The following is a 16,545-nucleotide window of genomic DNA, read 5'->3' as shown; positions in this document are numbered from 1 at the left end:
GTAGCCGCTTCGTCCGTATCAATTGAGAATTGAGCTATGCGCTATCGTTGCCCCAGTGCTTCCGCCAATTCTCCATCCGCGCGCTCTTCTCTGATGGATTCATCCCGCCAATCGCCTTAAGAACATCCTGCGGTTCAACATTCCCGCTTGTGTGCTTCAAGGAGTCTTTTGCTACGTCGTAGGCAAGCTGAACGGACATCGTTGCAGCAAAGGGTTTTTTCCTCCGTGCCAGATTGAACGCCTCAGCGGCTCCGCTTATCGAGTTGTTGAACAACTCGATAGCATCCATCTGCTCGGACGTGTTTTCGACCAGATAGTCAACAACGTTGTTTCCGACGTCGAAGCCAACCTTTCCTTGTCTATCCTGTTTGCCGAAAGGCGCCTTTTTCCCAAGGCCTAAATATGGTGTTTGAATTACGCCTTGTCGAGCGGCACTCGTTTCGAACATGCCATTGTTGCATCTGATAATTGCAGCATCTCTCACTTCGTTGCCGAAAAGCGGGCAAAACGCAAGCAAGATCCAATCAACGTAATCCGATGCTTTCTTGAGAAGCTCAAAGGCTTCGCAACTTATTGGGAACCGACCTAGAGATACCTTGATCTCCTTAAATCCATCATTAAGGAACCATTGACGCAAATCCGTATGGAATTCAATCAGGAATCCAAGCCGGATATCGGCATCGGCGTCAATCTGCATTATTTTCTCGCGATACGCATCGAGCTTGGACACATGCCCGCGACCATCCTTACCGAACAGTCCGGCGTCGAGCGAAGTGCTGATGTCGCCAACACAGGCGTTCGATTGCTCCCGTATCGCCCGACTAATCAAATCGCCAAGCCCTTGGTAAGCATCTTCCGCCAAAGCACCCCTACGAGCTGCATCCTCGTGTCGTTTTCGAAACCGCTCTGCATCGGAAGAGAACCTCGCAGACTTAGATTCAACCTTCTTACCCCTCCCGATATGGTGGTCAACGCGGAAGTGCTCTATGCCGACCATCCTTCTTCCACCTTCGGCTGTGATGAGAATATCGGGCCTATCGAATAAGCGGGCCTCGCCAGACAGTCGAGAGACATTCCTTCTCGCTTCTCCGCCTTTTGCCTTCGCAACTTTCAACGATTGCTCATAAATCGAAAGCTCTGCCTCCTCTTGATTCTCCTTGTGGCTCATGGTCAACCCCCGATTCATCCCTCCATCGCTTCAAGCAAGTCCTCGTACGTTGCCCATTGTGGCAGAACACGTCGTTCATGCCCATCTTATAAAAGAGCTTCCTGACGCAAGCGATTTTGACGTTCTCCATGTCGAAGATCCCCACTGCACCCATAGTGCCCTTGTTTTCGGCAACAAAGAGCACATAGCGCGTTCGCCTCTCCATTTGCATCGCATTTACGATATATACCCACTTCTATCATGGGTTTTACGTCCTGTTGAATGCTAAACTGATGCGGAAAAGATTTTCACGAGCGGTTGGTTCCCCTATCTTACGCTTCCCGCTTTTCAACCTCATAGGAGCCTTATGCCACGCAAAAGCACCAAGAAGAAGGATTCTGAGCTTACGCTCGAGCAAGTGCTGTGGAACTGTCGCGTTGCGCTTCGCGGCGTCGGCAGCATGGAGAAGAACCGCGACGCCGTCATCAGCCTCGTATTCCTGAAGTTCGCTGGAGACAAATTTAATAATCGTCGCAAGGAGCTCGCCGAGCAGTACGGCGACATCCCGGCATTCCTTGAGAAGCCTTCTTTCTACAACGCGGTCAACGTATTCTATCTGCCCGAACCTGCACGGTGGACTTACCTTGTCGATCACGCAGGAGACAACGCGATCGCAACTATCATCGATAACGCCATGAGCGAGGCGGAGAAGGCAAACCCCTCGCTCAGGGGCGCCTTGCCGCTGGGCCTGTTTGCCACGCTCGGCGCAACCAAGAGTTCCATTAAGTCGCTCATAGACGAGATTGCCAAGATCAGCGAGAAGCGCTACCACGAGGAAGACCTTATCGGACGCGTGTACGAGTACTTCTTGCAGACGTTCGCCGTCGGCAGCTCGAAGGAGGACGGAGAGTTCTACACACCCGCTTGCGTTGTTCAGCTCATCGCTGAGCTCATCGAGCCTTACGAGGGGGTCGTCTACGACCCGTGCTGCGGTTCGGGCGGCATGTTCGTGCAGTCTCACAAGTTCGTGGAACGTCACCACGGCAATAGCAGCGCGATCTCGGTCGTTGGACAGGAATCGAACCCCGATACGTGGCGCCTATGCAAAATGAACCTGGCCATCCGCGGCATTTCGAACAATCTCGGCGAGGAAGCCGTCTCAACCTTCGAGAAAGACCAGCATAAGGACAAGAAGGTCGACTACATCATGGCAAATCCGCCGTTCAACCTGAAGAACTGGCGCGGCGCCGATGAGCTTCTTAACGATCCACGCTGGAAAGGCTATCCCATACCGCCCGCGTCCAACGCGAACTACGCGTGGATCTTGCACATGCTCTCGAAGCTCGACGTTAACCATGGGGTTGCGGGCTTTCTGCTCGCCAATGGTGCCCTTAACGCCGACGGCGACGAAGGCGCTATACGCCAGAAGATCCTCGAGAACGACAAAGTCGAGGCCATAATCGTACTGCCTCGCGACATGTTCTACACCACCGATATCTCGGTGACGCTTTGGATCCTGAACATGAATAAGGGAGCCGGCGAAAAGGCCGGCCGCAAGCTGCGCGACCGCCGCGGCGAGGTGCTGTTCATGGATTTGCGCACGTGGAATGAGAATATCGAGAAATACACGTACGACAAGAATAAGAACAAGAAGAAAACGGTGCTCACGTCTGAGCAGATTTCTCGCGTTAAAGGCATCTTCGAGAGTTGGCGTTGCGTCGACGGCGGCTATGAGGACGTACCAGAGCTGTGCAAATCCGTCCGCATCAAGGGTGACGACTCTGATGGGCTCGCCATCGAGAGCCATGGATTCGCTCTCACGCCGAGCAAATACATTGAGTTCATTGACCATGATTTGGGCATCGACTACGAGAAAGAGATGGGCCGTATCCAGTCCGAGATGAAAGAGCTTTTGGCTACCGAGAAGAAGTCTCAGGCCATGCTCGAGGCCGCGTTCGAGGGTATCGGTTATGGGATTAATTAAAGCTAGACTGGGCGATTATATTGAGCAAGTCACTCAAACCAATGCTGATTGTGCGCTTAGCAAAGACGCTGTTGTTGGCATGACCATTACCAAGGAGTTAATTCCGACGAAGGCGAAACTAGAGGATGCCGACATATCAAAATATATTGTTGTACCGCCCAATACGTTTGTTTATAATCCACGGACCCATGGCAAACATATTGGATTTGGATTTAACGACACGATGCGTTCAGTCCTTATCAGCTGGAACAACGCCGCATTTCGAATCTCCCCCGCTAAGCGCGGCGAACTCGATGCGAGGTATTTGTTTCTTCATTTTTCGCGGGATGAATGGGACCGCGAAGCCTGTTTCTGCTCATGGGGCAGTTCTACAGAAGTTTTTAGCTGGAATGCCCTCTGTGACATGCAGATTTATTTGCCGCCGATTGAGGTGCAACGGAAGTATGTCGCCATCTATGAGGCGATGCTGGCTAACCAGCGGGCATACGAGAAGGGCCTCGACGATCTCAAGCTGACGTGCGACGCGCTTCTTGATCGGTGCAAGAAATCGAAGACGTGGGAACCTGTCGGTAACTACTTACGTGAAGTCGACGTTCGCAACTTTGACGGCAAGTGTGACGTAGCTTACGGTGTCAACATCAAGAAGGAGCTTATGCTCTCCAAGGCAAGCAGCGACGACTTGCTTAAATACAAGCTGGTCAAACCAGGTCAGATTGCATGCAATCTGCTTCATGTCGGTAGAGATGCCTCTTATCCGATTGCGGTGAACGAAACGGACTCCTGTATTGCTGTTTCACCAGCGTACTCTGTTTTCATGGCATCGAATACTGATATGGCAGTGTTTCTAATGGCTTGGTTCTCTCGTGCGGAAATTGGTCGTAATGGCTGGTTTATTTGCGATGACAGCATTCGAGGCAGCATGGCTATTGACCGCTTCTTATCTTGCGAAATGCCAATCCCCGACGGTGAAACAATTAAAGCTATCGCTGAATTAAGGAGAGCGTATTGGACGAGGGCGCGAATTAACGCCCGCCTCATAGCCCAGCTCAAGGACTTATGCCCCATACTTATCCGGGGCTCAGTCGAGGAGGCGTCGAGGTAATCATGGGACACCTATTCTCTGAGCGTTATGAGGAGTTGCTTCAGGACGAGTCAAACTGGTTTGGCGGAGATGACGGCGGCAGCGTTCCCTATAGCGCTAAAGTCCTAATCGCACGCGTCATGGAGGACTTCCGTGAGCCGATTAGTCTCCAGCCCAGTCGCTACGATAACTATACCGTCGATACCGACGCCCTTGATCTTGCGATACGCGAGCTCAACGAGAGCGTCGATTACCGGGTCGTTGACCTGGATATGATGTGCATGGGTTCGGGCCTTGACGAGGTTCATGCCCTTGCAAACGTTTGCACGCCGCACTTCTTCGACCTCATAGAACTCCAATACGAGGAGCTTTCCGACGACGCCGAAAACGGCAAGGGCGGTTTCCGCGACGAGATCAACAAGGTGCTCCGCGAGCAAGATATCCCCTGGATTCTCGTCGATGGACGGTTGGTCAAGATCGATTCCAGGCAGTTTGAGCAAGACCTAAAGCTCAAGACTCTCGGTGAGATGAAGGAACTCGAGGATGCGTGCCCTCTCTATCAGGGAGCTTACGACGAACTGAGGAAGGCCATCGATTTCCTGGGGCGCGGCGATTACGCCGAGGCTGTGATCAATGCCGAGAAGAGCTACGAGAGCGTCCTCAAGGTCATCTTGGGTTCGGGGTCCGAGACGGAGGCGGCCAACGGCCTTACAAAGCGTTTGCTCGAGGCCGGCAAGCTGTCCCTCCCGGAGGGCCTTAAGCCCGAGGCCTTCCAGAACAGCGTTCTTATGTCGCTTCCCATCATTCGCAACAAGGCGGCAGCACATGGCTCCGGAGCGACGGGGTGCGAGATGAGCAGGCCCATGGCCAACCTTGCCGTCAATCTGGCGTGCGCCCTTAACACATACCTCATCCAGGAAACGACCGACAAAGAGTAGGCAAGCATGGAAGCGGCAGACCTTAAATTCGAAAACAGCAAGTTCACCGAGGACGAGCTTGAGCAGGCGATCATCGAGCTGTTCCAGCAGCAGGATGCCGGCGGTGTTCATTGGAGTTATGCCAATGGCGAGCTGCTGCACCGCCGCTTCGACGAGCCGCTCATGGAAGACCGGTTGAAGTCGAGCCTTCGACGCCGCTATGCCGATATCGACTTAACTGAGGGCGAGCTCCAGACGCTCGTGAGCGAGCTCAAGCGTATCCCCTCGACTCCGCTCTACGACGGGTGTCAACGAGGGTTCTGGCTCATCAACGAGGGGTACACGCTTCTTCGCGAAGATGCGAACAGGCCTGCTGTCTATATCGAGTACATCGACTTCGACGACATCTCGAGTAACGATTTCCTCATCGTGAACCAATATACGGTCGAGGACGTGCGCACCCGTCGCCCCGACCTTTTGTGCTTCGTGAACGGCATACCACTCGCTATCCTCGAGTTCAAGACCGCCATAGAGGAGGATAAGACCATCCACGACGCGTGGAAGCAAATCGCCATCCGCTACGCGCGCGACATCCCGAGTCTGCTCAAGTACTGCTGCATCGCCGCGGTCAGCGATGGCGCCAACAGCAAGATCGGCACCGTGTTCACTCCGTACTCGTATTTCTACGCCTGGAACAAGGCCAATGACGTCGATAAGGTGTCGAACGGCATCAGCTCGCTTTACACCATGGTCGAGGGCGCGTTCGCGCCCGACCGCTTCCTGGCAATCGTTCGCGACTTCGTCTTCTTCCCAGACGACAGCAAAAACTCCACCGAGATAGTCTGCCGCTACCCGCAGTACTTCGCAGCGACGAGGATGCTCGACAACATTTGCGAGCACCTGCGGCCCGAGGGCGACGGCAAGGGCGGCACGTACTTCGGCGCCACTGGCTGCGGCAAGACGTACACGATGCTCTTCCTCTCGCGCCTGATGATGCTTCGACGCAGCGAAGAGCTGGGCAATCCCACCATCGTGCTCATCGTCGATCGCGAGGACCTGGACAACCAGGCAAGCGAGCTGTTCGTGACCGCGAAGCGGTTCCTGCACGACGAGAACGTGCGCAGCATCGAGACGCGCGACGACTTGGCTGAGACGCTGCGCGGGCGCGAATCGGGCGGCGTCTACATCACCACCATCCAGAAGTTCAGCGAGCAGATGGGTCTCCTTTCCGACCGCTGCAACATCATCTGCATTTCCGACGAGGCACACCGCACCCAGACGGGCGTGGGCTCTAAGCTCATGATCACCGAAGAGGGCGCCTTCACCCGCTACGGCTTCGCCAAATACCTGCGCGACGGATTCCCGAACGCGACGTATGTCGGCTTCACGGGCACGCCCATCGACGAGACGATCGCCGTGTTCGGCCCCGTTGTGGACCGCTACACCATGAAGGAATCGAGCGACGACGGAATCACCGTGCGCATCGCCTACGAGCCAAGGTTGGCGCGAGTGCTCCTCTCCGATGAAGAGGCGAAGAAGATCCAAGAATACTACGACCGCTGCGCCGAGGAGGGCTCGACCGAGGACGCCATCGAGGAGAGCCAGCGCGCCATGAGCTCGATGGAGGTGCTGCTGCGCGATCCCGACCGCCTTAAGAAGCTCGCAGCCGACATGGTCGAGCACTACGAGCGCCTCTGCGGGGAGAAGCCGGGCGTGGTGCAGAAGGCCATGATCGTCTGCTCTAACCGCGCCCATGCCTTCGACCTGCTCAACGCCATCCTGGCCATACGGCCCGAATGGGGCGTGGCGAAGAAGGCAGAAAATGAGAGCAAGCTTTCGCAAGAGCAGCTGGAGGAGCTCGAGGCGCTGCCCAAGATCAACATCGTGGCTACGCGCGGCAAGGACGACCCGAGGGGCCTCTTCGACGCCTGCGGCAACAAGGAATGGCGCAAGAAGCTGGACAAGCAGTTCAAGAATAATGACTCGAACTTCAAGGTGGCCGTCGTATGCGACATGTGGATCACGGGCTTCGACGTTCCCTCGCTCGCCGTCATGTATATCGACAAGCCGCTGCAACGCCATACGCTGGTACAGACCATCAGTCGCGTGAACCGCGTGTTCGAAGGCAAAGACCAGGGGCTTGTGGTCGACTACATCGGCATCAAAGAGAACATGATGAAAGCGCTCAAGACCTATGGCGGCGATGATTCCAGCGCTATTGACGATCTGACCGTCGCCCTAGGCATTTTCCGCAACCACCTGGCTATGATCGACGACCTCCTGGTCAACTTCGACTCGAGCGCCTTCCATACGGGCAAGCCCCTTGAGCGCCTCGGGTGCCTGAACAGGGCCGCCGAGTACGTACAGCTTTCGAAAGAGTTCCAGACGCGATTCATGGGACTCACGCGCATCCTGAAATCTGCGTACCAGATATGCTTCCCCTCGGGAGAGCTTTCCGACCGCGAGACCGTGATGTCCCAGTTCTACCTGGCAATCCGCTCCATCGTCTACAAACAGACCAAGGGCGATGCGCCCGATGCTGAGATGATGAACGAGGTCGTTGAGGAGATGGTACGACAGGCGATTAGTTGCACGGGCGTGGAGAGCGTTATCGACGCCGACGGCCCCGAGGACCTCTTCGGCGAAGCGGCAGTTGCCGAACTCAACGCCATGAAAATGCCCATCACTAAATTCAACGCTTTGATGAAGCTCGTAAAGCGGGCAATTAAGGATTACGGACGCACCAACAAGGTGAAAGCGCAACAATTCGATGAGCGCCTTCGCAAGGTGGTGGACGCCTACAACTCACGCGACAACCTTACCTTTACGAGCGAGGTCGTATCTGATTTTGTTGATAACCTAAGCGAGCAGCTCATTGACATTCTTCGCGATCTTAAGGAGGACAAGGACTCCTTCGAGAAGATGGGCATAACCTACGAGGAGAAGGCGTTCTACGACATCCTGGTTAAGGTGCGCGACGACCACGGTTTTATCTTCAACGACGAGAAGTGCATTGCGCTTGCAAAAGAGATTTCGAAACTCGTAAACGACAAGGCGCAATATGCCGACTGGTCGACGCGCGACGATATCAAAAGCCAACTCAACATGGATCTGACCGTACTGCTCTATAAGAACGGCTATCCGCCCGAGTGGGATGAGGAGGTTTTCGAGAAGGTCATGGAGCAGGCAGAAAACTTCAAAAGCTACGAGTAGATAGGTGGTCGAGGGCGTCCGCCTATCGTTCCGGAGTTATGCAAAAGGGCAACGATTAATAGCAGGTGCTGGATGGAACCAAGATATACGAATGATGAATCATTGCCAAAATTAGTGGCAGACCTTGCCAACCTCAAGCGCGAAGGGTCCTATTGGGATTTCAAGCGTGAGTGGCATGAAAACAAGGCGGACTTACTTCACGACATAATCTGCATGGCGAACAATCCCGAAGACACAACAGGGCTTTTGATTATCGGCATTAACGAAGAAGAGGACTTTCAGCCAACCGGCGACGTTAATCTCTTGGGCGAACGGAGGAATACGCAAAGCATCGTTAATATGCTGCGTGCAAAGCACTGGGCCGATGGGATTCCCAAAGTTCGCGTCGCATCGATTAAGCTGGGCAACGCTTGTATTGACGTTGTCCTAATTGACCACGATAGCGAATCCCTGCCTTATTATTTGACCGTTGATTATGGAGAGGGGCGCAGTGTTGTTCGTGCCGGTGCCGTCTATACGAGGAACGCTGACAACAATACCCCAAAAAAGGAGACGGCCAACCCGCTCGAGACCGAGCGACTTTGGCGTAGGCATTTTGGTTTGGACAAAACGCCACTTGAGAGGCTCCCTCAGCTGCTGTCCGAGCCTTCCAAATGGGTTCATACCCTTCCTGTTTTAGCGAGGGATGAGGAATATGGCGGGTACTGCTATTGCCACGCCGACTTTCCCGAGTTCACTTTTGTTCGCAAGCCTGAAGAAGGCTGGACCGGAGTCGAGTACTTTATGCTGGCTAGCCCGTTTTTCTCGCACCCAAACTGGTGGACAGCCTACTTCTACTACCATCAGACAATGATTCATAAAATGCCCGGTGCATATTCCGACCATCTGTGGATCCCGGCGCCAAGTATCTCCACCCTTCACAATTCTTACCGCGCGGATTTTTCCGAAGCCGCTCATTTCTACGCCTATTACCTTAAGGGCTCCATTGAGCGTATCGCGATGATGTTTGAGCTAGATGAAAGTAAAGAAGGTCCCAGCGCAGTCGAAGAAGTTCGTTTGCTTGATACGCTTATCCCAACATTCGAGGATGAGAATGAGCGTACTTGTTTTGAGGAATGGATCAAAACTCACTGGGATGAGTTCCTTGACCGTTGCGGGCAACAAACACGTTCGCGCCGTGTGCCTGGTAATCTATCTGGTTCAACGAATCGCTACGAGAGCATAGAGCGCCATGCAAGGGAATCGGCAACTTTGGTCGATCTACTGGAGGAGTATCGCGAGCATATGTGGAATGGGGACATGTAGTTGTGCGGCGGGCGGATACATCGAAGTTGGCGAGGCGGTAATCGCTGCAAGCGCAATCGGGGCTTTCTCTATAGCGGCATAGAGCCACCTCCGTGTGTTCACATTCCGCATGCAAGAAGGTCGCATGAGCGCAAGCTACCTAGACCATGATTATGACACCTGTTTCGCTTGAGACAACTTAATCCCCCGCACCTCTAGCGACGCAAAAGTCAGCACAAGCAAAAGGAGCAGCACCAAGATACATTCCGACTCCGTCCCAAACAGATGAAATAAACCCGGACCGATGTCCATCGTCGCTCGCTTGTTCAAGGACGACTTCTCAGGCACGGAAAGCTACATCACGTTGCCAGCGCGCCTCTACACTGCGCTGGAGATGCTAGCCGGAGGAGCCAAGAGCAAAACGCTCGAGGAGCTTGAATCGGTCCCTGGCAACGCGGAAGAACGTTGAAAACATGCTCCCTATACTCGAAGACAACCCAAAGAATGCCTCGAGCGACTATTGTCTCAACATCGCCACCTCGTTGTGGACAAACAAGCACAGCGCCCTCTGCGCTCCGGCATTCCCCGGCTATAACAGGCACGAACGATCAGATTGTCGAAGTGGACTTCGCACCACTCGAGGACAACGCCCAATTGTCGGCATGGCTAGGCAAGAACACCGGGAGCAAGTTCGGCTCGGCGCCAGAACTCGACAGCGGCACCGTATCGCCATCATCGGCACGCTGCACTTCGAGGACAACCGGGTCGACCGCCCGGAAGACGGGGAGGTCGAGGTAGCCTTCAGCACAGCTTCCGGTCCGACCGTCACGATTATGGGCAGCTCGACTTCAACGGGCACCTGTCTCTCACTTAGTGCGTGAACACACCTCCGTCCCCTGTTCGGCCCGGTAGGATAATGCGAACTAATAACGACCGAAAAGCAGGTGGACCATGGGAGCTTATATGATTCGCGCGGGGCGCGGTGGGGTTTACGCAGCAGACTAGCTCAAGCGCGGCATCATAGGTATCAGCTGGGACTTCGGAGGCGCGAACATAGCCGCCACGGACCGCAATGCAATCAAAAACGCCTACGCAGCAGCACACCCTTCCGAAAACAAGCTGATTGCTGCCGTCAATGTTGGCCAGGCCAATCGCTACGCCCGACGACTTATCAACGCAAGGTGACGGCAGCTACGCACCTACCAGGTCCATGAGCTCTTGCTTGCTGTGCACATCGAGCTTCGTGTAAATGTGCTTGGCGTGGCTGCGCACGGTGTTCTCTGTCAGGTACAGCGTTTCTGCGATGTAGGACTTCGTGCGGCCCTTGCACAGCATCTTCATCACCTCAAGCTCGCGCGGCGTTAGGCTGCGTTCGGCGCCGATGGCATCGCAACGCTCGTCGATGCTGCGATGGTCTTGCGGGGCGCTCACGCGTTCGCCGGACAACTCGGCGAAGATCCATTTGGTGTCCTGGTCGCGCACTTCCAAGAAGAACGTGCCCACCATGGCCAGCGCAAACATCAGCAGCGTGGTGAACGCCATACCGGAATGCCCTAGCGAAAACCAGCTCGAATGCACCGATCCTGCAGCAAAGGAAGCCGCGTACACGGCCCAGCCTACGCCGATGACCACGTTGCGGTCGGCCTTTGCGTGGCGCGCAATGTCGATGACGGTCAGCCATGTGAACAGCACCAGCAAGTCCCATGCGCTGCTTTCCACGCAGCGAATGAACGTGATCTGCGGCAGCAACGCCTGGCTGAGCACGTCGACAGCCAGAACCGCCAGCACGATGCGCCACAGCTGCGCGAAGTTGAACGCCCGCTTCGCGCCAATCACCACGGCCAGCACCACGCCCGAGATAAGCACCTCGAACGCGCGGCCGAGCAGGAACACGTCGGCCGTCGCCGCGCTTTGGTTGCCGAACGACGTGCCCACCAGAAACGCGGTAACGTAGCTGAGCACCGCCGCCGCAACCGCCACTTTCCAGAGGCCGCGCAGGTTATGCGACTCGAACCGCACGGCGGCGCGGCCGCCCACCGGCGCATCGATAAGCGAAATGCGGCACAGCAGCACCGATGCCACGGGCAGCGCCATGGTGATGGCGCACATGAGCGGAAACGGGCTGAAATGCGCTGCGCACTTCAGCACCGATGCGGCAATGTTGCCGATGAACAGGCAGCCGATGGCCGTTCGCAGGTTCACGCGCGCGTAAAACATGCCCCACTGCAGGTACAGCCAGCCAAGCACGCACGAGCACACGATGGTGGCGGGGTATTCAAGCGCATCGAGGTCGGGCGTGACGCTGGAGAACAACAGCGCCGCGGCGCCAAGCGCGCCGATGGCGGCGGCAACGTAGCCCGCCATCGGGGATTCCACGAAGGCGGGTTTGCTGCGGGCGATGAAGCCGAAGGCCACCATGGCCAGCGCTAACGCGAAATAGGATACTTGCCATGAAAGCTGGCCAGTAGGCGCTTCTCCACCTGCTGCGTTGATAAGGAACGCCCATGCAAGCGTGCAGCAGATGCCGATGGACGTCCAACGTGGCTTGTCCGACGCAGAAGGGGTTTTCCCTGCTGCGGCTATCGCCTTTGCGGGAACGTCCGATGCTGCCGCGGCCTTTCGCCCATCCGCTTTTCGTTCGCGCGGTTCCTGGACCTTTGCGACCATTCCGCCAGCAACCTTGCCGCAAGATGATCTCGCGCTGCTGCGTTCCATGTTCCTCACTCCTGTAATATTTGAAATGTGCTGCAGGCATAATAGCATGCAGATATGCGGGGCAAATAGCATTCTCCGACTATCTCGTCAATCAATTTGCCACTCTGCAGCCGAAGTCAAGTCGTTTCAGAAACTCCGACGAATGGCCGCAGTTGGTCAAAAAGCCTAGAACCCGAATGGCACGCCCGCCCTTCGCTATATTTCGCAACTTTCGCTTCTACCGCTTGCCGGAAACGCCACCCCGTCTCCGGCAAGCAGCGCTCACCTGCGGAAATGCGCTTCTCCCCCTCTTCGGGTACCCCCTATTTCACCCGCTTTGACGCATGCGTTACCCCAGGTGCGGGTGACGATTCCCTCAGCCGGCTTGCGTATCGTTCCTATCAGCCACAGACGTGGGAATCGGAATTCACGGAAAGGGACGAAGATGGATTCGATGGCTGATTTGAACCTGACGCAGTCGCGTCGCGGCTTCATCAAGGCGGCGGGCGCGACCGTGCTCGCTGGCGCCGCGGCCGCCGCGCTCGGCGGATGCTCCGCAAAGGGCAAGGAACCCAACAAGAACAACTTCGCGCAGTCGATCGGCGAGATCGATTGGGACGAGGAAACCGACGTGCTCATCGTGGGCGGCGGCCTGGCCGGTCAAGTGGCTGCGGCAACGGTGGCCACCGAGGGCAACGGCGCCAAGGCGCTGCTGCTCGAGAAAGGCGCGCTCGTGCTCGGCGACGGCGACAGCCCGTTTTCCGCCGGTCGCGTGCTGTGGACCGACGACGAGCACGCCGAAGGCTTCCGCCAGTACCTCTACGAGCTGCGCGGCGAGATGGACAACACGCCCGACGCGGTGCTCGATGCGTTCGCCGAGGGCATCCACGAGAATCGCACGTGGCTGGAAAGCCTGCCCGGGTTCCAGGACAGCTATATCAAGGCAACCACGCACTTCCATCCCGGCACCGGCGATACGTGCTACCCCGAGTATGCCGAGCTGCCGCACGGCTACAACCTGGGCGTGCTGTTCTTCCAGGACGAAAAGTACGACCACGTCATCAAGTTTGTAAACTCGGTGTTCGCGGAAAACCCCAACATCACGCACAAGCTGAACGCTCCGCTTACCGCGCTCATCCAGGACCCCGAGAGCAAGGCCGTCCTCGGCGGCGTGTACACCTATGAGGGCCAGACCGTGTACGTGAAGGCCAATAAGGGCGTCATCATGTGCTGCGGCGGTTTCGAGAACAACAAGCAGATGCGCGCCGACTACCTGTCCGCCGCCACTGCGCGCTGCATCGCCGGCCGCATGAACACTGGCGACGGCCACTACATCTGCGCCCGCATCGGCGCCGACATGTGGCACATGAACAGCTGCGCGGGCATGTGGACGAGCGTCAGCCCCATCGAGGGCGAAGACGTGACCATGCGCACGCCCAAGCAATTCGGCATCACCGTGGCCGAAAACGGCCGCCGCTTCTTTATGGACTGGGATTCCGACCATGAGCACGACTGGGAGGTCATCGACCAGAATCCGCTCAACATCAACGTGGGCAGCCGCCATGGCCACATGCAGTTCGGCGGCGAATGGCCGCACCTGCCCATGCCGAAGACCACGTGGTACATCCTGGATGACGAGGGCTACAAGAAGATGATGGCCTACTCGACGGCTCCGAACTTCGAGCCGTCGAGCGAGGGCTATGGCTACACGGCCGACACCATCGAGGAGCTGGCCGACAAGGCGGGCATCAACAAAGACGAGCTGGTGAAGACCGTGGCGCAGTGGAATCAGTACTGCGAAGACGGCAGCGACCCGGCGTTCTTCCGTCCGGCTAAGACGCTGACCCCGATCAAGGGCGCCCCGTTCCATGCGTGCCACTGCTCGACCACGATGCTCAACACCGACGGCGGCCCGCGCCGCAACGAGCATGCGCAGATTCTCGACCTTAACGGCGATGTGATCCCCAACCTCTACAGCGCCGGCGAGTTCGGCAGCGTGTGGTGCGACATGTACAACGGCGGCGGCAACCTGGGCGAATGCTGCGCGTTCGGCCGCATCGCCGTACGCAACGTACTGGGCATCGCGTAGGCGCCGAGCGCGTTGGAAAGGAAGTAAGCGATGAGCGAATCCGAAGAGACGAAACGCGAAGAGGCGTCGCAGCCGGCGGCCAAACGCCCGATGGAGAAGCGCAAGCGCCTGGGCATCACGCTCGGCTGCATCGCGGTCGTTCTGGTGGTGGCCGGCGCCGGCTTCATGGTGTGGCACGAGCAGCCGAGCTTTTGCAACGCCATCTGCCACGACCCGATGGACCCCTACCTGCCCACGTTCGAGGCCACGCCGGGGCAGCCGGCAACCGACAAGTGGGGCAACGAGGTCGAGGACGCCAGCAGCATGTTGGCCGCCGTGCACAATCAGGCGGGCAAAACCTGCATGGACTGCCACGTGCCGCAGCTTGACGAGCAGATGACCGAGGGCGCCGAGTGGGTCACCGGCAACTACGACAGCCCGCTTGGCGAGCGCACGTCCACGCAGCTGGTGGAGGCGCGCGGTCTTGAGAACTCCGACGAGTTCTGCATGAACACGAGCTGCCACCCTTACGGTCGTGACGAACTGGTGAAAAAGACGGCGTGGATGGGCAAGATCAACCCGCACACCCCGCAGCACGGTGAGCAGAAGTGCACCACGTGCCATAAAGCGCACCGCGCCAGCGTGAACTACTGCACGCAGTGCCACACCGACGCCGTGGTACCCGACGGCTGGCTGAGCTACACCGACAGCAAGCTGCTCGAGGAAGCCGCCGGCATAACCGACGAGCAGTAAGCTGCTGGCAGAAGCGACCGCAAGCTAGCCGCTTCGAGCGCACGCAAGCAACCGTCATGCCCAACAGGAGCGCACAAACACGAAACCCGCAGGTAGGGATTCCTCACCTGCGGGTTTCGCGCGTCTGAAGGCCAAGCGAAGCGTAACCTACCAAGGACGCTCATCCCGGTAGCCTGCCAAACCTGTAACAGATTGTTACAGTTTCAGGCGAAAGCTGATAAAAACTGTTACTTCAATTTCGACGACGATCGCGTTCGCCCCTTCACGGCCTCTACTATCGACGAAGTGCTGGAAACTTTTTTCGAACTGCACCCATCAAGCCGCTCACAAGGGACTTTCCTCTTCTTCGACGAAATCCAGGAAGTTCCCAATTGGGATATTGCTGCGCGGCGCATCGTCGATACCGAAAAAATCACCATGTACGTAACGGGGTCGTCATCCCGTATGCTTTCCACCGATGTAGCAGCGGAATTTCGCGGCAGATCGATCGCCTACGAGCTGCTTCCGTTTAGTTTTCGCGAATACGCCCGCTACCACCACGTGCTCGAAGATCAACAAGGAATGTTCGACAAAGAACAGCAATCGCTTCTGAAGCGGGCATGTCAGGATTATCCCGTGCAAGGTGGCTTTCCCGGCGTTCAAATGCTCGATGACAATGAGCGCGCCAGCGTGCTGCAAAGCTATGCGCAGTTCACAGTTGCTCGCGATGTCGTTGAGCGCCACGGTTTTTCGAACGCGGCGTTTGCGCGAAACCTGGCAAGAATCTCGCTCGCTTCAAGCGGACGCGATTTCTCCATCAGCAAGATAGACGGCATGAGCAGAAGCGCAGGCTATTCGCCCGGGCGCGCAACCATTTCTGCCATCATCGACGCCTTCGAAGACGCGCATCTGCTTCACCAGGTGTACGAGTTCACCCATTCCGCGCAAAAGGTTCGCCTGGGCGGCTTCAAGGTGTACGCGGAAGACCCCGGTTTGCTGTGCGCGCTGGCTCCTGCAACAAGCGATGGCCTGACCAGAGCGCTTGAGACGGCTGTGTACCTGGAAATGAGGCGTCGCGCATCTTCCCGCGTGGACTCTATCGCGTTGCTGAAGCTAAAATCCGGCAAGGAGATAGACTTCATCGAAGGCGATGAGGCGTTCGGAATTGCCTACGAGCTGATACAAGTGTCTCTGAGCATGAAAAACGAAGCTACGCGCCAGCGCGAAGTCTCCGCGCTGCAAGAAGCCATGGCGCGCTTCGAAAAGAACGCCGCAACCATAATAACACTCGACGAAGAATCAAACATCAACGTCCCCGAAGGCATGATTCACGTTGTGCCAGCCTGGAAGTGGTTGCTGGGATAGGACGCTCGAGCCGCTAAACTTAATTGGACCTTCTAGCGTTTTCATTAGAAGGTCCAAAAG

At 56.7% G+C, this 16,545-nt stretch carries 10 protein-coding genes; 8 read left to right on the top strand and 2 right to left on the bottom strand.

Annotated elements, in window-relative coordinates:
- Nucleotides 1-34 precede the first annotated feature (34 nt).
- Entirely contained in the window at nucleotides 35-1,168 is a 1,134-nt protein-coding gene (locus SFHG_RS07375; protein ID WP_148514807.1) for a hypothetical protein, read from the bottom strand.
- Nucleotides 1,169-1,514: 346 nt separating this feature from the next.
- On the opposite strand from SFHG_RS07375, the gene SFHG_RS07370 reads away from it, so the two are divergent.
- The 5 genes from SFHG_RS07370 to SFHG_RS10150 all read left to right on the top strand — a co-directional run bounded on the left by SFHG_RS07370 (nucleotide 1,515) and on the right by SFHG_RS10150 (nucleotide 9,647).
- Nucleotides 1,515-3,131, top strand: a complete 1,617-nt coding sequence (locus SFHG_RS07370) for an N-6 DNA methylase (RefSeq protein WP_042435771.1) — start codon at nucleotides 1,515-1,517, stop codon at nucleotides 3,129-3,131.
- A complete protein-coding gene (locus SFHG_RS07365) occupies nucleotides 3,118-4,233 on the top strand; it encodes a restriction endonuclease subunit S domain-containing protein (protein WP_042435769.1) in 1,116 nt (371 codons plus the stop codon). Before SFHG_RS07370 ends, SFHG_RS07365 begins: the two co-directional genes overlap by 14 nt.
- A gap of 2 nt (nucleotides 4,234-4,235) precedes the next feature.
- Nucleotides 4,236-5,150, top strand: coding sequence for an AbiJ-NTD4 domain-containing protein (locus SFHG_RS07360; protein WP_042435766.1), 915 nt, complete (start codon nucleotides 4,236-4,238; stop codon nucleotides 5,148-5,150).
- 6 nt (nucleotides 5,151-5,156) lie between these two features.
- A complete protein-coding gene (locus tag SFHG_RS07355) occupies nucleotides 5,157-8,342 on the top strand; it encodes a type I restriction endonuclease subunit R (protein ID WP_042435763.1) in 3,186 nt (1,061 codons plus the stop codon).
- Between the two features lie 72 nt (nucleotides 8,343-8,414).
- Complete coding sequence (locus SFHG_RS10150) at nucleotides 8,415-9,647, top strand: ATP-binding protein (protein ID WP_148514806.1); 1,233 nt, start codon at nucleotides 8,415-8,417, stop codon at nucleotides 9,645-9,647.
- 1,170 nt (nucleotides 9,648-10,817) lie between these two features.
- Here the strand turns inward: SFHG_RS10150 and SFHG_RS07345 are convergent.
- Nucleotides 10,818-12,293, bottom strand: a complete 1,476-nt coding sequence (locus SFHG_RS07345; protein ID WP_162096567.1) for a helix-turn-helix transcriptional regulator — start codon at nucleotides 12,291-12,293, stop codon at nucleotides 10,818-10,820.
- A gap of 472 nt (nucleotides 12,294-12,765) precedes the next feature.
- Between SFHG_RS07345 and SFHG_RS07340 the strand changes: the two genes are divergently transcribed.
- The 3 genes from SFHG_RS07340 to SFHG_RS07330 all read left to right on the top strand — a co-directional run bounded on the left by SFHG_RS07340 (nucleotide 12,766) and on the right by SFHG_RS07330 (nucleotide 16,485).
- Complete coding sequence (locus SFHG_RS07340) at nucleotides 12,766-14,409, top strand: FAD-dependent oxidoreductase (RefSeq protein WP_042435760.1); 1,644 nt, start codon at nucleotides 12,766-12,768, stop codon at nucleotides 14,407-14,409.
- Nucleotides 14,410-14,439: 30 nt separating this feature from the next.
- Nucleotides 14,440-15,141 carry a cytochrome c-type protein Cgr1 gene (gene cgr1 / locus SFHG_RS07335; RefSeq protein WP_042435759.1) on the top strand — a complete coding sequence of 234 codons (702 nt, stop codon included), beginning with the start codon at nucleotides 14,440-14,442 and terminating at the stop codon, nucleotides 15,139-15,141.
- 192 nt (nucleotides 15,142-15,333) lie between these two features.
- On the top strand, nucleotides 15,334-16,485 hold the full coding sequence (locus SFHG_RS07330; protein ID WP_081469004.1) for an ATP-binding protein: 1,152 nt from the start codon (nucleotides 15,334-15,336) through the stop codon (nucleotides 16,483-16,485).
- Nucleotides 16,486-16,545: the final 60 nt, after the last annotated feature.

This window comes from Senegalimassilia anaerobia JC110, assembly GCF_000236865.1.
Classification (GTDB): domain Bacteria; phylum Actinomycetota; class Coriobacteriia; order Coriobacteriales; family Eggerthellaceae; genus Senegalimassilia; species Senegalimassilia anaerobia.
This window is presented reverse-complemented; position numbering and strand designations above follow the sequence as displayed.